Here is a 22,090-nt window from a genome sequence, read left to right on the forward strand (position 1 = left end):
ACCGGCAAAGCCGGTGAGGATATGCCGCGAAAGTCCCTTGACATAAGGTTCACGGATTATCCTATACATCTGGTCAGCAAGTGTGCTTGCTGGCCTGCTTCCGGCGAGGACGGGTGCGGGCAGAGCCCGCTGATTGGGTCAAGGGACTGGTCCCTTGCAGGTTCTTAGGGCGGCGCCCTAAGCCCTCGGAGAGCTTTTCGGTATCAATATCTACATTTTCAAGGTTCGTTTGAGCCTTTTTCTTTTTAGCTCATTCTTTCATAGGTCACTTGACACTACCGCCTTACGCTACATATGAATTATATTTTGTTATATTATATTGTATCAAATATAGTTTGTCAACACATTTATTTTTTCTTTAATTTTGCACTAAAAAACCAATTGAAAGCTTTTGCCTTTCAATTGGTTTTTTCGACTTATTTTTTATTTAACTTAAGTTTACAAATGTAGAAAATTTAACTTTGAAGATTCTCTGCAATGATTCATTAATTCTATCTTCTGTTAACGTTCCATTCTGAACAGCTGTAAGTATTCCATTGTATGCTGTCTGAAAATCTGCTGGCAGGTATATCATATCAGCACCTGCTGCAATCGCATTAACTGCTGCAACATCTGCTGAATACTTATCCGTAACCGCCTTCTGATTCATCGGACCTGTCATAACAATACCTGTAAATCCCATATCACTTCTTAGCATGTTACTAATTGCAACGGCTGACATACTGCACGGGTTATCATCACCTGTTAAATTAGGCATATTGATATTGCTCATCTGTATTATTGCTGTTCCACTATTAATCATTTCTTCAAAAGCTTTCAGGTTGCTTTTAGAAAGCTCTTCCTTTGAACTGTCATTTGATTCTGTATCACCATTTCCTGTCATCTTAACTGGAAAGTCTCCAATGCAAGTACATACACCTTTTTCTTCGATTGAGGAAGAAAAATCATACAATTTTGAAGCAACATTTCCCTCATCTGTTCCAAAACACTCAGGTTTATCTGAAAGATTTGCTGACAATGACATGTCAAGATTAAAACCGGCATTAACAAGATAAGATCCTATTGTCTCCCCTGCTTCTTTGGCCTTACTTCCACTTAAATCCTGTGGGTTTGGCATAACTTCAGCTCCTGTTGCATTTGCTACAAGGCTTTTATCACCACCTGTTTCACTTATAGCTAGAAAAAGCGGAAAAGAACTCATTTTCATCGTATCAGACAACATTTCATTTATCTGATTAGCATCTTTTAGATTATTGGCAAGATAAACAATACCTCCAACAGTATATTTAGAAAGTGCGGTCTGTGTACTGCTGCCCGCTTTAACTACTCCATCAACTCCTGTTAATTGTTCTGGTGTAACTATGAACAGACTCGCCGCTTTTTGTTCTATTGTCATTGATGAAATCGTGTCATTTATACGACTTTCCAGATCATTTTCCTCGCTTACCTTATCGTCAATACTTGAGCTATCTGGTGATAGTATTGCAAGGTTATTATCTTTTTTATGTTTTTCTTTTTCTTTTGTTATGCTATCTGCTCTGATTTTGGTGATTACTGATGATACTTTACATACGGAAACAAATGCTGCTCCTGAAATTATTATGATAAAAGCTGTAACTATAAAATATGCTGTAAGCTGAGATTTTCTTCGACGAACTCTTCTTTTTTGTCGTCTTTTGTCTTCATTAAAATTGTCTTCAGCGTTGCTATTATTCTCTGTGGCCATCTCAGCTCCCCCTTGTATTCAATTTTTAATCACAGTTTGCATATAAGACAATAAACATTTTTTCGTAAACTGTGACCATAAAGCATTTTTCATTTAACTACCCACAGACATTATAGCATAAAATGCACAAAAAAAGAGCGACGACCTTGCATATTCAAAGCCACCGCTCCTAAAAACTGTTTATTAAATTTTCTCTTAATTCATTTTCCGACTTCTGCGTCGGTTCGTCGTTACCCAATGGACCGTACCTCCTTATACTTCCATCTGCCAGTCCCATTAACCTTTGCTTTCAGAAGCTGTGACGTTAAACTTCAACATCAACTCTCCATGTACCTGACATCTGAAATTATTTTTCTTTCAACTTACAATACTCAACAAAATTGTCTGGTGGTTTGTACCTTCCTTTCCATCGGTTATAGTAAACTAACTATGTCTTTGGAGTGTACCTTCCTTTCTTTCGGTTACCCGAAGTATTTATCCAAAACAACTATCTTTGTTGTTGATTTAATGATACATTATAGGTGCTTATTTGTCAATACATTTTTACAAGAATCGTGGCTATTAAATTTCATTTTACCATTTTATTATATAGATTTCTGTGTTTATTTTAAAATGTATGTTATTTTCTGAAAATTACTTTTAAAAGAACTCCGCATCACTATTTCTAATAATGACAAAAAATATAATATGATGCGAAGTCCTTAATGCTTATAATATAACTACTTTTCTATCATATAATCAAATGAGTGGATACTTGTCTGTAAGCTTTTTTACAATTGCCCGTGCTTCTTCTATTCCTGCTTCTTTTTTCTTTATTACAAAAGAAATAGCCTCAGCTATCATATCCATGTCCTCTTCATTCATTCCTCTTGTGGTAACTGCTGGTGTACCAAGCCTTATTCCGCTAGTTACAAATGGAGACTGCTGTTCATTAGGAATTGTATTCTTATTAGCTGTTATATGTGCTTCATCAAGCCACTTCTCAACTTCTTTTCCTGTAAGATTATAATTGGTAAGATCAATGAGCATTAAATGATTATCAGTACCACCTGATACTATTTTTATACTTCTATCCAAAAGCCCTTTGCATAGAGCCTTTGCATTATTAATAATACTAGTCTGATACTCTTTAAATTCAGGTGAGAGAGCTTCTTTAAAACATACCGCTTTTGCAGCTATAACATGTTCAAGTGGTCCTCCCTGAATTCCAGGAAATACTGCTTTATTGAATTTAAACTTATCCTGTGCAGACTGATTCCACATGATAAGTCCACCTCTTGGTCCTCTCAAAGTCTTGTGGGTCGTTGTTGTTACAACATCAGCATATGGAAATGGACTTGGATGAAGACCTGCTGCAACCAAACCTGCAATATGTGCTATATCAGCCATAAGAACTGCTCCACATGCATCTGCTGCCTCTCTGAACTTTGCAAAATCAATAGTTCTGCAGTAAGCAGAAGCACCTGCTATAATGAGCTTTGGCTTATTCTCAATTGCAATTCTTTTCATTTCTTCGTAATCAATAAATCCGTCTTTATTAACTCCATATGGAACCACGTTGAAATATGTTCCAGAAATATTTGCACTGCTTCCATGAGTTAAATGTCCGCCCTGATTAAGATCCATGCCCATAATAGTGTCACCTGGATTAAGAAGTGCAAACTCAACAGCAAGATTGGCTTGTGCACCTGAATGAGGCTGAACATTTACATAATCACAATTAAAAAGCTTCTTTGCTCTTTCTCTTGCTATGTTCTCGACTTCATCAACAACTTCACAGCCGCCATAGTATCTTTTTCCAGGAAGTCCTTCTGCATACTTGTTTGTAAGTGGGCTGCCCATAGCTGCCATTACTGCCTTACTGGTCCAATTTTCGGATGCAATAAGCTCAATGTGGTCATTCTGACGCTGCATTTCTTTTTCAATACAATTAGCAATTTCCAAATCTACTTTTTTTACTTCATCTAATGAATACATGGTATCCCCTTTCCGAACAAAGAATCACTTTATATGATTATATATCATTCTTTTATCAGTTGAAAGCACTAAAGTGATTTTTGTTATTATTTACAATCTTTTATATGAAACCTACACTATTTTTTATGACTATAAACCGTGCTATGTGTTAGAATTAGATGATAGTACAACAATGATAATTTAGAGGCATAAAATGTTTTATTTTCTTGTTAATCCATATTCAAGATCTGGTGCTACCAGGAAGCGCTGGGCAAAAATACAAAGTATACTTAGAAAAAACAAAATTCCTTACAAAGAGCTAATCACTAAAAACAGGCAAGATGCAACCAAGCTTACACGTTCACTGATGAAAATGCATGAAAAGGATAAGGAGCCTATAAAGCTTGTTATATTAGGCGGCGATGGCACTATCAATGAAGTGATAAATGGTATAACGGATTTTGACAAAGTTCTAGTGGGCTACCTTCCTGGCGGTTCTGGCGGAGATTTTGCAAAAGGACTAAAGCTTGATGATGACTGCGTTTTGATGGAACATATTCTTTGTGGCGAGGAAAGACGAAGAATAGATGTTGGTAAACTTACATTTAACTCCGTATTATCTCCAAATTCAGATAATGTTCCAAAAAGCTTTTATTTTACCGTAAGTGCAGGCATGGGTTTTGATGCTGCGGTATGTGAAGCAGCCTGTAATTCCAAGACAAAAAGACTTCTTAATAAAGTACACTTAGGCAAACTTACTTACCTTGCAATTGCCTTAAAACAGATTTGCAATACTCCCAAAAATAAACTCATATTCGAAATTGATGATCACATTAGTTTTGAATTAAACAATACTATTTTTGCGACAAGCATGATTCATTCCTACGAAGGTGGTGGTTTTAAATTCTGTCCTGATGCCGATGATACTGATGGACAATTGGACATATGTGCATTTGCCAATATGTCTTTGTCAAAAATACTAGGGGGACTCCCTATTGCATTTCTTGGTTTACATAAAAAAATTCAAGGAGTTCATCTGATGAACTGTCAAAAGCTACACTTACAAAGTGACATTCCTCTTTGGATTCACACTGATGGTGAAGTATATGCAAAATCATCCGATATTAAAGTTGAATGTTTGCAGAAAAAGCTTAGACTTCTTATTTGATGATTTTTTTACAGACTTACCGTTTTATCGTTTGAGTATTGCCATTTTTACCATAATAGCCTATAGTTATCTTTGGTATTTTACTTTTCATTTAAAACTATTAATTCTGAAGGGTAATCAGGTATTTTTATGTATAGATTTATAAAAAATAATATTTATAGCCGTCCAGTTACCAGGCAGCGTATTATTAAATCCGTAAAGATGGTTATTCCAACTTTTATTTACGGAATTATTTATTGTATTTGGTTTAACTATTTGGAAAAACGTCCATTAATTCATTATACTGAAATGCATACTAGATTTGATGATAAAATTCCTTTTTTGGAGATTTTTGTTCTTCCCTATGCTTTCTGGTTTGTATTTGTAGCGTTTTGCGTTGCTTTTCCAGTCCTTTGCTATGAACAGGAGGATTATTGGAGATTTGTCATCTTCTTATGCGGCGGAATGACGTTGTTTTTGATTATTTCAACGTTTTTTCCAACTCTTCAAAGATTAAGACCTGATTTATCAACGCTTGGACGAGATAACATTTTTATTCACATGGTTAATTTTTTCTATACCTGTGATACACCTACAAATATATTTCCAAGCATGCACGTTTATAATGCTATTGGTGGTTCTATAAGCATTATAAATAGCAAAAGGTTTAGCAAAAAAGGAAATATTATTTCTATTATCAGTGCTATACTAATTGTTCTTTCGACAATGTTCATCAAGCAACACTCTGTAATTGATGTTATTTGTGGAATAGGTCTTGCCGTTGTGTTCTATTACCTTGTATATCGCACAAATATTGTTATTGGTTTTCTACGTATTCTGGGATTCATTAATGACAATATTGATGATAAAATTGAAGAAGAAACGCCTTTTGTAACAAGCCGAAATGTCCGTTAAAAATGAGCTGTGAAAAGAATATATTTCACAGCTCATTTTTATTTAAATATTCTGATTTTATCTTAATCTGTCAGTTTCAAACCTCGCTACTGTCATTAAACAATCTCTTAAATCACCAAGCCTGTCATATACGTCTCCAGGTTCAATCTGAACCTCGATAGCCATTGCCATAGTATCAATCATTTCATCTGTAATGACATTTCGAAGCTGATCCAAAATTTTCATTCTTTCTTTTGCAGAATTTGAATCAAGAAATTTAACAACAAGAGGATTCATATTTAGTTCTGCTGCTTCTTCTTCAAGAGTTTTATTCATATAGTCTTCATTTTTAGGTATCTCTGGTTTATATGTATAATCCGATACTCTAAATGATGCTGAAATATTATTCTTATATGATGTTGAAGCATTATTTCTGAAAGAAGTAACATCCTTTTTGCCATCATCCGGTGACAATGCCTCTTTTGAAATTGGCTCGAAACGCATCTTCTGTACAATATCAGGATATTTCCTATGATCAACTTCACTCATGAACATACTAAGTGGTCTAGCATATACTCCATAATTTCCATAAAGTGCCTGATAAATTACAAGTTCCTCACGTGTCTCAGAATGAGTTGCAATAGCAATTACCTGATACAAGTTTCCTTTGAAATGTCTGTAAAGTTCTCCAATCTGTGGTCTATTATTCATTTTTCTCCTCCCATCTTTTTCAAAGACTAAACTCTAGCTGAACACCTCACTAATATCATTTCAACACTTATTACATCGTTTAGTTTGCCTTTTTTCACAGCTTCATCATTTTCTATTATCATTGCCAGATTATTTTTTAAATCCTGCATTGTATAATTCTTGGCCCAATTTATATACTTTCCAACAATAAAAGGCATTAATCCAACTGCTGAAGCTATGCTCCCATTATCTCTATGGTTATCATGCATTTCTTTTACCTGCATCATAAGATTGAACTGCCTGAAAATAAGTGCCTGTATCCTCTGAGGCGGCTCTTTAAGCGCAAGTAAATCATAATAAAGCTGCATAGCCTTCTGCTGATTGTGCTCAACCATTGCATCCATCATTACAAAAATCTGGTTGGAGAGCCAATTGGCACAGACAGCTTCAATATCATTTCGTGTAATAACATTTCGTCCCTGCGCATAGCAAACAAGTTTTTCCAACTCATTCGCCGCATTGCCCATATCTGTTCCGACTCTCTCTAAGAAAAATTTTGCATCCTCACTTGTTATCTTAAAGTTTTCCTTGCCAAGCTTGAATGCTATCCATTTAATGAGCGTTTGCTCGTTCTGAACATCACACTCAATGTCAAATCCATTATTATGAACTGCCTTATACATATCTTTTCGTTTATCAATATCTGTTTCCACAAAAATAAAATATGCAGTCTCAGCAGGATTCTTAAGATATGCAGATAGCTCTTTACATCCATCCTTGAAAAAACCTGAATCTTCAATAACAATAACTCTTCTTTCAGCAAAAAAAGGAAGAGTCTCTGCCATATCTATTATTTCACCAGGATTAAGGTTTTTTCCTGAATAATATTGGAGATTCATGGCATCACCGCTGCCGAGAAGAGCTTTTTTCAGCTTATCTTTGTTCTGATTTCTCAAATACGTCTCTTCGCCATATATAAGATAACTATGCTGAAAAACCTGACTTTCAATAGCTTCGTTAATTTTCTTCTGCTTGGCCGGATATTCTGATGTTTTCTTAGCCATTAGTACTCCATTCACATAATTTCTTTACTTATACCTGTGCTAACAGGCGCTACCTCTTTATTCTACCACATTTGCAGGCAAGATGTATAAGTTAAATCAATTGTTCTGCAAACAAAAATTTGAAATTTTAATTCCCGTTTTAGAACTATATATTTGTATTGCTCCTGTTTCATAGGTTATCATACTTGGAATTTGATGTTCTTTTAATCTTCCCATAAGTTCTGGTGACGGATGATGATAACGGTTATTTTTTCCACAGGATATGAGTGCAAGTTTTGGTTTAGTCAGATTTAAAAACTGATCATCTGTCGTATATTTACTACCATGATGTGCCACCTTTAAAATATCAATTTGAGGTATTAGATTTTTATTTTTATCAAAATAGTCATTCAACATAAAAAGGCCTTCTTTTTCAACATCACCTGTAAAAAGCACACTTATATTATTATTCTTTTTTTGTAGTTTTAAATACAATATCGTTGAATGTGCGTTAGCACCTTCACTCGTCATACCTTTGACAGGTCCAAGACACATAAATCTTCCATTTCCAGCATCTATTTCATCTCCTCTTTTAAGATATATTACCGGTACATTATGTATTTTAGCTTTCTGTTCCAAAAGTTTAAAATTTTCTTCTCTACATTTTTCATCACAATCAGGAAGAAAGAGATGACCTATCTGTATCCCGCCTCTATCCATCTTATCCAGAGTTTCTAATACTCCACTAATATGATCTTCATCCTCATGCGATACTATTACTCCATCAAGATACCCTATTCCTTCATATTTCAAAAAAGGTTCTAAGACATTTTTTCCTATGTTCTTTCTAGAGGTGCTTCCACCATCAATTAAATAAGCTCTCGAATTTAGTTCAAGTACAATGCCATCTCCTTGTCCTACATGCAAAAAAGTCATCTTAAAATCAGGTTTTACTCTTACACAAAGAAATATAATACCTGCCAGTATTGGCACGAAACGAAGAAATTTCATTTGATTTATTCTTTTGGGAGATATAATTTCACCGTCTAATTCATTTCTTTTCTCATAGTTTTTTATGTAATAAGACAAAAAAAGATATATCCCCACAAAGATATAATAGATAACTACCTGCAAATCATTTGCATGCCCTACATACCATGTATTTCCAAAGATTTTGGTACTGCTAATACAGATTATTTTATAAAAATGAAGGATTAGTTCACAAGGCAATGAAATTGCCATTCCCACAAATCCTATTACTCCACCTATTAAAATAAGTGCTATACCAAGTGATAAAACAATCCCCATTAGAGGAATAACAAGAATATTGAGAAAAACAGAGTATCTTGGTATCGTATAATATGAATTCATCTGTATCGGTAATGTAATAACGCTTACTGAAAGACTTGCAATAATAATATTAAGGCAATAATCAAGAGGCGTGAAAAACTTTCTCTTGAAAGAAAGTGTTGGCAAAACTAATGCGATTCCAAGCACTGCACCAAATGACATCAAAAATCCTGAATGAAACAGATATAAAGGCTGTTCAATCACAAGAAAAAGTGCTGCAATACTAAGTCCTGTAAGTAAATCATATGTGCGTCCCAATATTTTACCAATTAGTCTAATTAAAAACATTATAATAGCTCTTACTGCAGATGTTCCCATTCCACACATAAGACCATAATTTATCATCACAAAAATAGATAATATGCACGCAATTGAAATTTTACATCTACATTTTCTCAAAAGTTCATACAATGCTACTCCCAGAATAGAAATATGCAATCCTGAGATAGATAGTATATGAATTATCCCTGCATTTTGATATAGACTTTTTATTTCTTCATCTAATGCTGTTCTATCTCCAAGAAGCATAGCTTTCATAACAGATGCATCTTCATCATTAAAATTTTCATCAAGAATACTCGAAAAATAACTTCTTAGACAATTGAGATTTTCCAGATATTCGTTATAATCTTTGCTTAAAGCCATTATTTTGGAATCTCTCAATGTATATGAAACTTTTAAAATTCGATAATACCTTCTACTATCAAATTCTCCAGGATTAGTTGCAAAATTAAACTTTTTGCATCGTCCTTGAACTTTTACACTTTGTCCCATTTTGGGAATTGCGCTTGAATTATCGCTTAGATAGACTAAGATTTGCTCATTACTGTTTGGTATCTTTAGATATAATACCAAGATTTTATTTCCTTGAAAATCAATCCTGTTTTCTTTTCTAACAACTTTTCCTACTAACTGCTTGTCTTCTCCATCAACAATATTTTCATCCTGAAAAGGTATCGAATAAAGTCTCAAACAAACATATATTATAGCCACAAACGCTGTTATTACCAGACATAGTGGTCTTTTCATGAATTCCTTTTCCTTAAATCATCCTTAGTATATTTTTGCCAGCCTTATCTTTAAGCTGGCAAAAATAATAATTCTTTATCAATAAAAACATTTACTCTTCTACTATCTCTTCATTTTCTTCTAATGGTAATGACAAATCAAGTGTATCCATAAACTTTACATTTGTCTTTCCATCTATTGAAATCTGAACCTTTTCAACATCAGCAAAGGTTGTAAGAGAGTTTACCAGTGAATAAATAGCTGTTTCTGCAGTTACACGATTAGTCTGTGTCAGAAAATCAGAATTAAAATCCACATAACAGATTCCGTCACGGACAGTAACACTATTTATCTTACTTGCAGGATTAACAGTCGCAATTACTTTATCGGTATTAGGTCCTGCGACCAGCTGTTCTATTGCCAGTCTTTCCATTGAAATATTGCTGTTATAAACAACTGTCCTGTAAACCTTTGCCAGATGGTCTCCATTTGCATTTGCAAAATATAATGTCAGTGTAACTTTTTCATAAGTGTTTATTTCATTTCCAGCGTTATAGATAAATGTATCAGCCTTCATATTGCCGATTTTATCACCATCATTGTCAATTAAAGGTTCATCGCCTATAACAAACGCCACGTTGGAAACTCCCTTTGCCTGAGAAAAAGTTCTCACCATAGCTGCCCTATCTAAAATTTCTGTAACATGAGCTACTTCCTTATAACTTGCATCAAAATATAGTGTAAGTGTTCCATCTTTAAGCTCATAACGATTAAGTGAAATACGTCCGGTAAGAGGTGCTTCGTATTCCACATCATTTGGCGCCTTGGCAAGCTGTTTTATCATTTCATCAATAACTTGCTGTGTTGAAGAAACATCTGCCTTTAATTGATATGTTTTCTCTGCAAGTCCAGTTTCGGATGAGTTCACGTAATATATTTTAATTGCCTGCGGATCTTCTTTTTCCACCTCACCTGATTCTTTACAGCCACTCAAAAAGAAAGCTGATATCAAGATAAGCAGTGAAACTCTACAAGCATTCTCTATCACAAAAAGCTTACTCTTCATATGCTTTTCAAACCCCTTATTTCGTGAAACTTAGCGGTATCTTTACAATAAATGTTGTTCCCTCATCCAAAACACTTGAAACATCGATTGTTCCACGATGCATTAATATAACGCTTTGAGTGATTGATAGTCCAAGACCAGTTCCGCCAATTTCTCTTGAACGTGATTTATCTACGCGGTAAAAACGGTTAAATACCAGATTAAGCGAATCTTCAGGAATACCTATTCCTGAATCTGATACAGTAACTATAAATGACTGATGATCTGCATCAAGGATTACTTTTACCCAACCAGAATCCTTGTTGTATTTAATAGCATTTTCTACCAGATTCATTATTGCAAGTGAGAGCTTAACTTCATCAACTTCCGCTGTAATTGCACGTCTTGAGTCATAAGTAAGCTCAATATTCTGCTTTCTGGCAATAGGACGAAGCCTCTTTAATATAAGCTCAATCATATCATTAATATCAACTGAGGATATATTAAGACTTGCTGCAGTCTTATCCATCTTTACCAAGGAGAGAAGATCATTAATAATCTGAGCTTCTCTATCAACTTCATGACTGATATCCTGCATGAAGTCTTTATACATATCAACTGGAGCATCAGGTTGTTGAAGAAGCGTATCTGCAAGCACTTTCATAGAAGTAATCGGTGTCTTAAGCTCATGCGAAACATTTGATACAAACTCCTGTCTAGAATCGTCAAGGGTTTTCATACGCTGCAAAAGCTGATTGAATGCATTTACGATATGCTCTGTTTCCAGATAATCAGGCACCGATATTTCTTCCATCGTATACCCTGCTTTGATATCGTTAATTGCTGAGGTTATTCTGTCAAATGGCCTTAAAAGAATATTCGCCGAAAGCAAAGAAAATACAAACATTACGATTATAATGATAAGTTCAATCCTTGTTGCTTTTTGACTGAGAATATCAAGAGTAGTTGTAATATACTCTGTTGATACACTTATAAGGATAACACCTCTTACATATTCTTCATCGCCATTATCGGAAGAAATCGTCTCTACTATTGGTGTTGTAATTTCAATATAGTGATTTTGAGCATCATAAACAGAGGTAATACCGCTGTTACCATTTTTCAGGCAATTTACGACTTCCTCAGAGATAATCACCTTGTCCTCACTTATTCCATAGGTATCCTTCACTATACGTAAATCGTCGTCAATAATCATTACTCTACCGTCATATAGATTTGCCAACAAATCCAATTCGGCATTAACAACTTCTGACGTAGTATCCTGAAGATATCCATAAGTGATAAGATGATCTGCAAGTATTCTCATCTGTGTCTGAACTTCATTTTTTCGTACATCGACAGCTCTAGTCTCATAGTTGTACAGAATAACCTGATGTACAACAAGACATGAGATAAGACCTGTCAAAAATACGAGAACGAAGATTCTAGCACGCAAACTTCTAAAGACATTCACTACTTTTAGTCTGTGAAAGGTGTTTGAAACATTCGTTTTAAAATCCATTTATTTTATGCCTGGAAGAAATATCCACTACCCCATTTTGTACGAACATAACGAGGCTCGCTTGGATTAGACTCTAACTTTTCGCGAAGTCTTCTTACGTGAACATCAACTGTTCTAACGTCTCCTGGATAATCATCACCCCAAATTGTGTGAAGAAGTTCTTCTCTTGAGTAAATCTTTCCAGGTGTAGAAGCCAAAAGTTCAAGAACTTCGAACTCACGACTAGTCAGATTAATTTCTTTCCCTTTCACATATACTCTGCGGTACTCTTCATTAAGTTTCAAATCACCATAAGTTACTTCACCAGCCGATGAAGAATGGGAACCTGAACGACGAATAATAGCTTTAATTCTAGCCTTTACTTCCAAAATATTAAATGGTTTTGTAATATAGTCATCAGCGCCATATTCAAGACCAAGAATCTTGTCCATATCATCGCCCTTTGCAGTAAGCATGATAATCGGCACTGTACTAAATTCACGAATAGCCAGACATACATCAAAACCGCTAAGTTTTGGAAGCATAACATCCAAAAGAACAATATCATATTTATTATTCTTTGCAAGTTCTAATGCGTCTTCACCATTATAAGCACAGTCAACTTCCATATCATCTTGTTCCAAACTGTACTTAATTCCTTTTACAATTGCTTTCTCATCATCAACGACTAATGCTCTCCTTGCCATTTTATCCCCTTTTCTTACAACTGCTTTTATACAGTTATATTATTTTTTATTTTATCAAACATTTTTTGTTTGATACCTGTTACTTTTATCAGATCTTCAATTTTTGCAAAAGATCCGTTTTGTGTTCGATATTGAATTATAGCTTCTGCTCTTGACTTACCTATTCCTTTTAAAGTCATAAGCTCGGTCGCTGAAGCTGTATTAATATTTACCACACTTTCCTTAATTTCAGCTTTATCCTTCTCACAAACTTCAGAATTCTGTAAATCAGTATTATCTGCTATTTGATTCTTAGATGTAACGCCAAAATCATTTTCTTTACTTAATAATTCTTTTGACTCTTTAACAGTAGGAATTTTAATTTTACAACCATCACTAAGAATCTGAGCCAAATTCAAAAATTCAGTATCAGCCTCTTTAGAAAAGCCGCCCGCAGCTTCAATAGCGTCGACAATTCTACTATTTATGTCAAGCTCATATACTCCGCTCTTGCAAACTGCTCCGCAAACATAAACAGCAATCTTATTACTGCTAGTGTTATTAGTAGCTGAGTCTGCAGAAAAGCTATCTTTTGATGCACCTGCATCAAAAGAAACTGAATCTGTGCTTATATTTTCCTTATTCGGCATACTACTATCTATCAAGCTTTCATTCTGCCAAACGATCTCATCGCTCTTTTTGGTGCAACCAGACGATAGAAATACTCCTAATACTATTATAACCGTCATTAAGAATTTTTTAAGACGAAATTTTGATTTTATATCATTTTTTTCTAAAAATGTAAAAGGCATGATTCCTCCAAGGAGGGTCCCGCCCATGCTTTTTCTATTTTATTAGAAAAAGTCAAATCATGCAAGAAAAATCTTGCATGTCATTTTTATCCATCCATTCCTTCATCGTAATAATCGTCTTCATCATTTGTAAACGATATATTTTCCGGTGTTTCAACATATGTTTCTGTATATTTCGAACCTGTAACCTGTGTTTTAATCTGCTCAGAGACAGCTTTCAACGTTTCATTTGGATCTGCTCCATTCCAGATTTTTTCAAAAGATATTTCAAGCTGCATCCAAAAATTTGATGTTGAAATCATCTTAGGCATTGGAACTGAATTTTCATAGGCAGCCAAAAATCCATCAAGCTTTTCTTCTTCATGCTGTACTTTTTTATAACAGGATACTTTATCTGCCTGTTTGTACAAATCATCATTTGTCTGTGTGCAAAGCCACTGTGCAACTTCTTTTGCTTTATCTTCACATTCAGAATAACCATTTACAGCTATACACTGCGTAACAGACATTGTTCTGGTTTTACAATCAGGTGTAAGACTCGGCATAGGAAGTACACCATATTCAAATTTGCACTTTCCTTCTTTCTGAGCCTTTTTAATGCTGGATAATACATCTGTTGTTGCAAGTGTAAAAATCATTTTTCCATCTATAAAATCCTGTTTTACGCTTTCATAAGAAGATGTTTTGGAATCAATAGCAAAGAACTGATTGAGTTTTTGGTACAGACTCATGCACTTAATAGAATCTTTATTATAAATATCTATTTTGCCTACATCATCACCTGATTTACCACCAATATTAATACAGTCACCAACAATAAAATAATTATAGAAAATATCAGATACATCCCACTTAAAAATTGCCTCTACTCCTTCTGGAGCATTATAGCTTTCTGCAAACTTTATTATATCTGTCATAGTCTGCGGAAGCATTTCTTTTTCTTTTTTAGAAACCTCTTCTTTAAATTCTTTTGAATTTTCATCAAGAGAAGAACCAGACACAGCATTATCAGGAGTTGTTTCAGCTAGAAGATGCTCATTTTCAACTTTATCTTTTGCAGCATTTTCCAGATAAGTTTTGTTATACAAAAGGGTACTGGTTTCAAAATAATATGGATATGCTACATATTCTCCATCATATGAAACGCTTGAAAGTGCAGCTTTACTGAAATTATCTGCATTAAATAGATCAGTATCAGATATCGGAGTTGTAAGTCCGGAAAGTGTCGCTTTTTCTAAAGCATCATTTGTTAAGATATAGAGGTCTGGATATTCATCTTCATTGGTTGATGCTTTTCCAATATTTTCCAAATATTCTTTTGCCGACACAAGTTTTGGAACAAGACGGATTTTTTTGTGAGTGTCATTAAATTCAACAGATCTTGACAGTAAATAATCTGTCAACGCATCATCACTATACCATAGATTAACAGTATTTTTCTTAGAAGAAAAAATGAATTCTTTTTCCGCTCTTATATCACCTCTAGAATGATATGCGGCAAACAAAATAACGCACACTGCAGCTGCTGCAGAGAAGATACGAATCTTTTTCTTTTGCATAAATCTCCTTTGTTAGTAGCGACTTTTAATTGACTTTGGATATTCTTCACTCAAATCCTTTTGCTCAAAATCAACTAGCTGACAATGTGCGCTGGTAAAAATAATAATTATATCTTTGATAAACAATCATCCAATATGCTAATCATTTGGTCAACGTGCTCTTTTTCGATTATGAGAGGCGGTACAAATCGAATAACATTAGTACCTGCATTAATCAAAATCAGTCCATTATCCATTGCATTAGTAATTATTTCCCCGACAGGGATGTCGAACACAAGTCCCTGCATAAAGCCAATGCCACGTCGCATTTTAATAAAATCATACTTAGAAACAAGTTCCTCAAGTCTTTTTTCAAGATATGGAGAAACATTATTCACATGGTCTATTATATTGTTCTTGTCAAATAAATCAAGTACTTTGCAAATTGCTGTACATGCAAGCGGGTTTCCGCCATAGGTAGTTCCATGATCTCCTGCACAAAGAGAATTTGCAGCAACCTTTTCTGTCATAAGGAAAGCACCAACAGGGACACCGCATCCTAAAGCCTTGGCACTTGTCATAATATCAGGCTTTACACCATACTTTTGCCATGCAAAATAACTTCCGGTTCTCCCCATACCACACTGAATTTCATCCAGAATAAGCAGAATATCTTTTTCATCACAAAGTTTTCTTACTTTTTTTAAAAATTCTTCATCTACCTTATAGATTCCACCTTCACCCTGAACTGTTTCCATGATAATAGCACATGTCTTAGTGTTTGCAGCTTCAAGAACGCTTTCAAAATTGTTAAAATCAGCAAATTTAATATTGCCAATCATAGGTTCAAAAGCTTCACGATATTTCGGATTTCCAGTTACTGAAAGTGCGCCAAAAGTTCTGCCATGAAACGAGTGATTCATAGCAATTATTTCATGATCCCTGGTTCCATCTTTTAGATAAGCATACTTCCTAGCCGCCTTTAAAGCACCTTCAATCGCCTCTGTTCCGCTGTTTGTAAAAAAGACTCTGTCCATTTGGCTGATCTTTTTAAGTTTTTTGGCAGCTTCAATTGCTGGTTTATTATAAAAATAATTTGAAGTATGAATAATCTTATCAATCTGAGCCTTTAATGCATCATTATATTCGGTATTATGATAACCAAGCGCGAACACTGCTATACCAGACACGAAATCAAGATACTTCTTTCCATCCATATCATACAAATGGACATCTTCACCTTTTTCTAAAACTATTTGGTATCTGTTATAGGTATGAAGCAACGCTTTCTCTGCTTCACAAATGTATTCTTTCATTTCTGCAGACATTTCCAATCCCCTTTTTAATCATTGTCCTCGTCACTAAAAAACATTGTACCAATACCAGTATTGGTAAAAAATTCCATCAGTAGACAGTGCGGTGTTCTTCCGTCAAGAATATGCACTCTATGAACTCCATTTCTTACAGCACTTACACAATTTGAAAGCTTTGGCAACATTCCTCCGCCAATCTGACCTGATGAAATAAGAGCATCTGCTTCTGAACATGTCATAGAGCTTATAAATGTTGATTTATCATTAATATCTCTATATACACCTTCAATATCTGTAAGAAAAGCAAGTTTTTCAGCACCTACCGCCTTTGCAATAGCACATGCAGCATCATCTGCATTAATATTATAAGTTAAAAAATCATCATCAAGTCCAATAGGAGCAACTATCGGAATATAATCATTATCCATTAAATCATGTAGTATTTTAGGATTAACCTTATCAACATCGCCTACAAAACCAATATCTTTTCCATCAGATAATTTTTTTTGCACATGTAAGAGACAAGAATCCTTACCACTTATGCCGATTGCCTTGACTCCAAGTTCTTCCACCATAGTCACTAACTGTTTATTTACTCTCGAAAGAACCATTTCAGCTATTTCCATTGTTTCTTCATCTGTAACGCGCAGACCATTAACAAACACAGGTTCTTTTCCAACTTTTCCAACCCATTTACTTATAGCTTTGCCTCCACCATGAACAATGATTGGCTTAAATCCTACAAGTTTTAAAAGTGACACATCCTGAATAACATTTTTCTGAAGTTCTGGATTAGTCATTGCACTTCCACCATACTTTACAACAATAATCTTATGATTAAACTGCTGAATATACGGAAGCGCTTCGACAAGAACTGACGCTTTTTTTGATACTTCCTGCAAATCTTTATCCATTCTATTCTCCTATCATTTTAATAATCAGCTTCTATAGTCAGCATTAATCTTGACATAGTCATATGTCAAATCACATCCCCATGCTGTTGCATCGCACTCTCCCATCTTCATGTCTACAAGTGCTGTAACTTTCTTTTGTGAAAGAATTTTCGTAGCCTCTTCTTCACTATATTTTGCTGCTTTTCCCTTGGTAAAAATAAGAATTTTTCCAGCCTCTGATTCTATGTACAAATCGATGTTTTCCGGATTAAATTGTGCTCCGCTGTATCCAAGCGCACACAGAATTCTTCCCCAGTTTGCATCATGTCCATAAATCGCTGCTTTAGTCAAATTAGAACATATTACAGATTTTGCCAGTAATCTTGCATTTTCCTTGGTATCTGCGCCAACTACCTTTGTCTCAAACAAGGCAGTTGCTCCTTCGCCGTCTCCTGCAAGTTCTTTTGCCATTTCACTGCATATTTCAAACAGTGCTTTTTTGAAAATTTCATAATTTTCATTTTCTTCTTTTATTAAATCATTTTGAGCTTCACCATTACACATAACCATAAGTGAGTCATTTGTTGACATATCTCCATCAACCGAAATCATGTTGAAAGTATCCATTACAACTTCACTTAAAGCTTTCTGTAATAATTCATGTGAAATAGCCACATCACTAGTAACAAAGCAAAGCATCGTGCACATATTAGGATGAATCATTCCTGATCCCTTTGCCATTGCTCCTATATGAGCCTCTTTTCCATCAAGTTCAAATGAAAAAGCAATTTCCTTTGGATGAGTATCTGTTGTAATTATCGCACTTGCTGCATCAAAACTATTTGTCTTATTGTCTTTGATCAATGAGCATAGATTTTCAATTCCTTTTTTGGCTTTCTCAAAAGGAATCTGCATCCCAATAACTCCAGTGGAACTAATAAGAATTTCTTTCTCATTTACTCCTAGTAAACCCGCCGTCGTTTGTGCCATCTGACGACAAATTTCCATTCCATCTTCACCTGTGCAGGCGTTTGCGATTCCAGAGTTTATTATTGCTCCATGAACCTCTCCTGCATTTTTTACAATATTCTTATCCCAATAAACAGGAGCTGCCTTTACGACATTACTAGTAAATACACCGCCCAATGTACACGCCGACTCACTATAGACTATTGCCATATCTTTTCTACCTGAATATTTGATATTTGCTTCAACACCTGCTGCCTTAAAACCTTTCGCAGCCATTACTCCGCCTTCTATTTTCTTCATGACGCGTTCCTCTCTTTGCCGATTTCTTTATCTCCAATAACAACATTTCGATTATTCATATTTATTATATAATCATATTCGTTCAAATCCTCACGAATTTTCCAACCCATTTTTGTCCAAAAAGCATTTCCTGCTTCATTAATCACAAACGCATTTAAAGACACTTTACTGATATATTCTTTTTTCAAAGCTTCTATACAAAAATCCACCATTTTATGACCAATATGATGTCTTCTATAATCTTTGTCTACACATACATGATAAAAAGATCCTTGTCTTCCATCATGACCGCACAAAATCGCACCAACTATTTTTCCATCTTTGATGTATACACAAGACGTAGTAGGATTTCTACGCAAAAATCTGGCAACCCCTTCTCTGGAATCATCAATGCTTCTTATAGCAAATCCCTGAATAGAATTCCATAGCGTGAATACTTCATCATAATCCTCAATCGTCATTACTCTAATCATATTCCTACCTCTTTATATTTTGATCTAGTATACTTTTTCCTTTTTGTGCGTTAAAATTTTAATGTATTGTATTGAACTAGTATAATGTGTATATCGGAAATATGCAAGAGTTTTTTATAAATATTCAATCAAAATGCATAAAAAATATTTTTTATACATTTATATATTGCAATGAAAACACCAATGTATTATAATCGCATAAAAGTCAGATATAACTTTTATACTACTTAGATAATATTTATGCACTTTTTATGCAAATAACAGTTTAATAATGGAGGAAATGACAATGGCTACTAATAAAGAAAAGGTAATTCTCGCATATTCTGGCGGACTTGATACTACTACTATTATTCCTTGGCTCAAAGAAGAATACGGCTATGATGTTGTCTGTGTCTGTGCTGACTGTGGTCAGGGCAATGAGCTTGATGGTCTCGAAGAGCGTGCAAAGGCATGCGGCGCAGCAAAGCTTTATATAGAAGATATAACTGACGATTTCTGTGACAACTATGTTGTTCCTTGTGTTCAGGCTCACGCAGTTTATGAAAATAAGTATCTGCTCGGAACATCCATGGCTCGTCCTGCAATTGCAAAACGTCTCGTTGAAATTGCAAGAAAAGAAGGTGCTACAGCCATTTGTCATGGCGCTACTGGTAAGGGAAATGACCAGATTCGTTTCGAGCTTACCTTCAAAGCCCTTGCTCCTGATATTAAAATCATTGCTCCATGGCGTGATCCTAAGTGGACTCTTTTATCACGTGATGATGAAATTGATTACTGCAAAGCTCATGGCATTCATCTGCCATTTTCCATGGACAATAGTTACAGCCGTGATCGAAATATATGGCATATCTCTCATGAAGGTCTTGAACTCGAAGATCCGTCACTCGAGCCAAATTATGACCACATGCTCGTTTTAGGTGTATCTCCTCAAAACGCTCCTGACAAGGTAACTGACGTCACAATGACTTTCGAAGAAGGAGTTCCTACCAGCGTTAACGGTGTAAAAATGAAAGTTTCTGATATTATCCGCACTCTCAATGATATCGGTGGAAAAAATGGTATTGGTATAATCGATATTGTTGAAAACCGTGTAGTCGGAATGAAGAGTCGTGGCGTTTATGAAACTCCTGGCGGAACAATTCTATATGAAGCTCACCAGCAGCTTGAAGAACTGATTCTCGACCGTGACACATATGCTCTTAAAAATGAAATGAGCGCAAAGTTTGCTTCTCTTGTTTACGAAGGAAAGTGGTTTACTCCTGTATGTGAAGCAGTTATGGCATTTATAAAGAGCACACAAAAATATGTAACTGGCGAAGTTCATTTCAAACTTTATAAAGGAAATATTATAAAAGCCGGTACTACATCACCATATTCGTTGTATAATGAAAGCATCGCTTCTTTTACTACAGGTGATATGTACGATCACAAAGACGCTAGTGGATTCATTAATCTCTTTGGTCTGTCCATGAAAGTTCGTGCGCTTAAGATGCAGGAAGTAGATGAAAAATCAAAGACAAGTACCAAAAAAAGCGTTAAGAATGTAGGCGATAAATAAATAGATTGGGGTTTTATTGCTTAACATGAAATTATCTTTATTATTGATTCTATTTTACTTTTTGGCAGTTAACTGCCTTGGTTTTGCTACTATGGGAATTGATAAGCATAGAGCAAGAAGACATGCTTATAGAATTCCAGAAGCTACACTTTTTCTATTTGCCTTTATCGGCGGAAGTATTGGTAGTACTATAGGAATGTATTCGTTTCATCACAAAACCAGACATTGGTATTTTGTTGTTGGAATGCCTTTAATAATCGTGTTACAGGGCTTACTTATTTATGGACTTACAAAAGTTGTTGATTTTAAATTTATGTAAATAGATTTGAAAAGGGGAGCCAATATGCATATTGCAGTTTGTGATGATAACATTGCCGATAGAAAGCAAATGGAACGGCTTTTAACGAGAGCTTCTGATGCAAAAAAAGTCAGCGGACAAGAAGGTTATTTTCTGGATTTATTCGGAAATATCCCAGCTTTAATGCAAACACCGGAAGTATATGATGTTATTTTTCTCGATATGGTTCAAGGCAATGAAAACGGTCTTGATGTAGCAAGAAAACTTAGGACTATTGGTTATCGAGGGTTAATTGTACTTACTTCTTCAAAAATCGATTATACTCTTCTTGTTGATGAACAAGAGCATGAAGATTTTCTTTTCATGGACAAGCCAATACTGGTAAAAGAGCTTAATCAAATGCTGGATTTTTGCGAAAAGAATAGAATCAGTCCTGAACCTGTTGTTGAATTAAGAGGTACAGATAATACAATATTTGTTAGTGGAAATGATATTTGCTATGCATACTCTCTTGACAACAGCAGGGTTAGGGTTCATTTATCAAATGGAGAAAACTTTGATATTTCATCAGATTTATATCATTTCTATAATTATCTTGATGATTATGATTTCATCGTTCCTTCTTATGAAAAGGCTGTCATTAATGTCAGAATGATAAAAAAATTGTCGCTTTTCAAAGTCTGCATGAATGATGGTAAAGAATTTCATGTTTCAATCGAGTATCGAAGCTACATGAAAAACAAAATGATCGAAGAACAAACCAAACATCAGGGCTAAGATAATTGTTTTTGAATAATCATCTTAACAAATCATCAGGCACTTTTGTATCGAGTAGTTGATAGTTTTACACGCTTTATATTAGTTCTGATTAACGATAAAACCGGTAAGTA

19 protein-coding genes are annotated in these 22,090 nt (G+C 34.8%); 5 read left to right on the top strand and 14 right to left on the bottom strand.

All coding sequences use genetic code 11. The annotated features are described in order from the left end of the window. Nucleotides 1-427 precede the first annotated feature (427 nt). Nucleotides 428-1,726, bottom strand: coding sequence for a glycoside hydrolase family 3 N-terminal domain-containing protein (locus G634_RS19700; protein ID WP_051234172.1), 1,299 nt, complete (start codon nucleotides 1,724-1,726; stop codon nucleotides 428-430). 738 nt (nucleotides 1,727-2,464) lie between these two features. After that, nucleotides 2,465-3,703 (bottom strand): serine hydroxymethyltransferase, encoded by a 1,239-nt coding sequence (glyA, locus tag G634_RS0116015; RefSeq protein ID WP_026506112.1) that lies wholly within the window; start codon nucleotides 3,701-3,703, stop codon nucleotides 2,465-2,467. 193 nt (nucleotides 3,704-3,896) lie between these two features. Here glyA and G634_RS0116020 point away from each other — a divergent pair, with 193 nt between their 5' ends. Further along, a complete protein-coding gene (locus G634_RS0116020) occupies nucleotides 3,897-4,850 on the top strand; it encodes a diacylglycerol/lipid kinase family protein (RefSeq protein ID WP_026506113.1) in 954 nt (317 codons plus the stop codon). Between the two features lie 129 nt (nucleotides 4,851-4,979). Next, complete coding sequence (locus tag G634_RS19705; RefSeq protein WP_242826834.1) at nucleotides 4,980-5,744, top strand: phosphatase PAP2 family protein; 765 nt, start codon at nucleotides 4,980-4,982, stop codon at nucleotides 5,742-5,744. Nucleotides 5,745-5,801: 57 nt separating this feature from the next. Here G634_RS19705 and G634_RS0116030 read toward each other — a convergent pair whose 3' ends face one another. The 12 genes from G634_RS0116030 to G634_RS0116085 all read right to left on the bottom strand — a co-directional run bounded on the left by G634_RS0116030 (nucleotide 5,802) and on the right by G634_RS0116085 (nucleotide 19,344). Further along, nucleotides 5,802-6,434, bottom strand: a complete 633-nt coding sequence (locus tag G634_RS0116030) for a DUF1653 domain-containing protein (protein WP_026506114.1) — start codon at nucleotides 6,432-6,434, stop codon at nucleotides 5,802-5,804. Between the two features lie 26 nt (nucleotides 6,435-6,460). Then, nucleotides 6,461-7,477 (bottom strand): DNA polymerase III subunit delta, encoded by a 1,017-nt coding sequence (holA, locus tag G634_RS0116035; RefSeq protein ID WP_051234174.1) that lies wholly within the window; start codon nucleotides 7,475-7,477, stop codon nucleotides 6,461-6,463. Nucleotides 7,478-7,573: 96 nt separating this feature from the next. Next, on the bottom strand, nucleotides 7,574-9,835 hold the full coding sequence (locus G634_RS0116040; RefSeq protein ID WP_026506116.1) for a DNA internalization-related competence protein ComEC/Rec2: 2,262 nt from the start codon (nucleotides 9,833-9,835) through the stop codon (nucleotides 7,574-7,576). Between the two features lie 91 nt (nucleotides 9,836-9,926). Continuing rightward, nucleotides 9,927-10,880, bottom strand: a complete 954-nt coding sequence (locus tag G634_RS0116045; RefSeq protein ID WP_051234176.1) for a GerMN domain-containing protein — start codon at nucleotides 10,878-10,880, stop codon at nucleotides 9,927-9,929. Nucleotides 10,881-10,896: 16 nt separating this feature from the next. Further along, nucleotides 10,897-12,381, bottom strand: coding sequence for a sensor histidine kinase (locus G634_RS0116050; RefSeq protein WP_051234180.1), 1,485 nt, complete (start codon nucleotides 12,379-12,381; stop codon nucleotides 10,897-10,899). 5 nt (nucleotides 12,382-12,386) lie between these two features. Continuing rightward, nucleotides 12,387-13,067 carry a response regulator transcription factor gene (locus tag G634_RS0116055; RefSeq protein WP_026506119.1) on the bottom strand — a complete coding sequence of 227 codons (681 nt, stop codon included), beginning with the start codon at nucleotides 13,065-13,067 and terminating at the stop codon, nucleotides 12,387-12,389. Nucleotides 13,068-13,093: 26 nt separating this feature from the next. Then, a complete protein-coding gene (locus tag G634_RS20605) occupies nucleotides 13,094-13,858 on the bottom strand; it encodes a helix-hairpin-helix domain-containing protein (RefSeq protein ID WP_051234182.1) in 765 nt (254 codons plus the stop codon). Between the two features lie 86 nt (nucleotides 13,859-13,944). Beyond that, complete coding sequence (locus G634_RS19715) at nucleotides 13,945-15,417, bottom strand: sugar ABC transporter substrate-binding protein (protein ID WP_035800536.1); 1,473 nt, start codon at nucleotides 15,415-15,417, stop codon at nucleotides 13,945-13,947. A gap of 107 nt (nucleotides 15,418-15,524) precedes the next feature. After that, nucleotides 15,525-16,724: an aspartate aminotransferase family protein gene (locus tag G634_RS0116070; protein WP_242826835.1), complete on the bottom strand. Its 1,200-nt coding sequence runs from the start codon at nucleotides 16,722-16,724 to the stop codon at nucleotides 15,525-15,527. 14 nt (nucleotides 16,725-16,738) lie between these two features. Continuing rightward, a complete protein-coding gene (argB, locus tag G634_RS0116075; protein WP_026506121.1) occupies nucleotides 16,739-17,623 on the bottom strand; it encodes an acetylglutamate kinase in 885 nt (294 codons plus the stop codon). Between the two features lie 24 nt (nucleotides 17,624-17,647). Next, nucleotides 17,648-18,871 (bottom strand): bifunctional ornithine acetyltransferase/N-acetylglutamate synthase, encoded by a 1,224-nt coding sequence (gene argJ, locus G634_RS0116080; RefSeq protein WP_026506122.1) that lies wholly within the window; start codon nucleotides 18,869-18,871, stop codon nucleotides 17,648-17,650. Beyond that, complete coding sequence (locus G634_RS0116085; RefSeq protein WP_026506123.1) at nucleotides 18,868-19,344, bottom strand: GNAT family N-acetyltransferase; 477 nt, start codon at nucleotides 19,342-19,344, stop codon at nucleotides 18,868-18,870. Before G634_RS0116085 ends, argJ begins: the two co-directional genes overlap by 4 nt. Before the next feature lie 286 nt (nucleotides 19,345-19,630). On the opposite strand from G634_RS0116085, the gene G634_RS0116090 reads away from it, so the two are divergent. Genes G634_RS0116090 through G634_RS0116100 form a run of 3 tightly spaced genes read left to right on the top strand, consistent with a single transcriptional unit; the run spans nucleotide 19,631 to nucleotide 21,977 of the window. Beyond that, nucleotides 19,631-20,902: an argininosuccinate synthase gene (locus G634_RS0116090; protein ID WP_051234184.1), complete on the top strand. Its 1,272-nt coding sequence runs from the start codon at nucleotides 19,631-19,633 to the stop codon at nucleotides 20,900-20,902. Between the two features lie 25 nt (nucleotides 20,903-20,927). Beyond that, a complete protein-coding gene (locus tag G634_RS0116095; RefSeq protein ID WP_026506125.1) occupies nucleotides 20,928-21,221 on the top strand; it encodes a DUF1294 domain-containing protein in 294 nt (97 codons plus the stop codon). A gap of 24 nt (nucleotides 21,222-21,245) precedes the next feature. After that, complete coding sequence (locus G634_RS0116100) at nucleotides 21,246-21,977, top strand: LytR/AlgR family response regulator transcription factor (RefSeq protein WP_026506126.1); 732 nt, start codon at nucleotides 21,246-21,248, stop codon at nucleotides 21,975-21,977. The last annotated feature ends 113 nt before the right edge of the window (nucleotides 21,978-22,090 follow it).

Origin of the sequence: Butyrivibrio sp. NC3005 (assembly GCF_000424545.1) — a bacterium.
Taxonomy (GTDB): Bacteria; Bacillota; Clostridia; order Lachnospirales; family Lachnospiraceae; genus Butyrivibrio.

What these genes read in the sequence shown, in the direction of transcription:
- argJ (WP_026506122.1), bottom strand. Translation starts at nt 18,871, where the DNA reads ATGAAGAAAATAGAAGGCGGAGTAATGGCTGCGAAAGGTTTTAAGGCA.
- G634_RS0116070 (WP_242826835.1), bottom strand. Translation starts at nt 16,724, where the DNA reads ATGTCTGCAGAAATGAAAGAATACATTTGTGAAGCAGAGAAAGCGTTG.
- argB (WP_026506121.1), bottom strand. Translation starts at nt 17,623, where the DNA reads ATGGATAAAGATTTGCAGGAAGTATCAAAAAAAGCGTCAGTTCTTGTC.
- G634_RS0116085 (WP_026506123.1), bottom strand. Translation starts at nt 19,344, where the DNA reads ATGATTAGAGTAATGACGATTGAGGATTATGATGAAGTATTCACGCTA.
- G634_RS0116040 (WP_026506116.1), bottom strand. Translation starts at nt 9,835, where the DNA reads ATGAAAAGACCACTATGTCTGGTAATAACAGCGTTTGTGGCTATAATA.
- G634_RS0116045 (WP_051234176.1), bottom strand. Translation starts at nt 10,880, where the DNA reads ATGAAGAGTAAGCTTTTTGTGATAGAGAATGCTTGTAGAGTTTCACTG.
- G634_RS0116095 (WP_026506125.1), top strand. Translation starts at nt 20,928, where the DNA reads ATGAAATTATCTTTATTATTGATTCTATTTTACTTTTTGGCAGTTAAC.
- G634_RS0116030 (WP_026506114.1), bottom strand. Translation starts at nt 6,434, where the DNA reads ATGAATAATAGACCACAGATTGGAGAACTTTACAGACATTTCAAAGGA.
- G634_RS0116100 (WP_026506126.1), top strand. Translation starts at nt 21,246, where the DNA reads ATGCATATTGCAGTTTGTGATGATAACATTGCCGATAGAAAGCAAATG.
- holA (WP_051234174.1), bottom strand. Translation starts at nt 7,477, where the DNA reads ATGGCTAAGAAAACATCAGAATATCCGGCCAAGCAGAAGAAAATTAAC.
- glyA (WP_026506112.1), bottom strand. Translation starts at nt 3,703, where the DNA reads ATGTATTCATTAGATGAAGTAAAAAAAGTAGATTTGGAAATTGCTAAT.
- G634_RS19700 (WP_051234172.1), bottom strand. Translation starts at nt 1,726, where the DNA reads ATGGCCACAGAGAATAATAGCAACGCTGAAGACAATTTTAATGAAGAC.
- G634_RS0116090 (WP_051234184.1), top strand. Translation starts at nt 19,631, where the DNA reads ATGGCTACTAATAAAGAAAAGGTAATTCTCGCATATTCTGGCGGACTT.
- G634_RS0116055 (WP_026506119.1), bottom strand. Translation starts at nt 13,067, where the DNA reads ATGGCAAGGAGAGCATTAGTCGTTGATGATGAGAAAGCAATTGTAAAA.
- G634_RS0116020 (WP_026506113.1), top strand. Translation starts at nt 3,897, where the DNA reads ATGTTTTATTTTCTTGTTAATCCATATTCAAGATCTGGTGCTACCAGG.
- G634_RS19705 (WP_242826834.1), top strand. Translation starts at nt 4,980, where the DNA reads ATGTATAGATTTATAAAAAATAATATTTATAGCCGTCCAGTTACCAGG.
- G634_RS19715 (WP_035800536.1), bottom strand. Translation starts at nt 15,417, where the DNA reads ATGCAAAAGAAAAAGATTCGTATCTTCTCTGCAGCAGCTGCAGTGTGC.
- G634_RS20605 (WP_051234182.1), bottom strand. Translation starts at nt 13,858, where the DNA reads ATGCCTTTTACATTTTTAGAAAAAAATGATATAAAATCAAAATTTCGT.
- G634_RS0116050 (WP_051234180.1), bottom strand. Translation starts at nt 12,381, where the DNA reads ATGGATTTTAAAACGAATGTTTCAAACACCTTTCACAGACTAAAAGTA.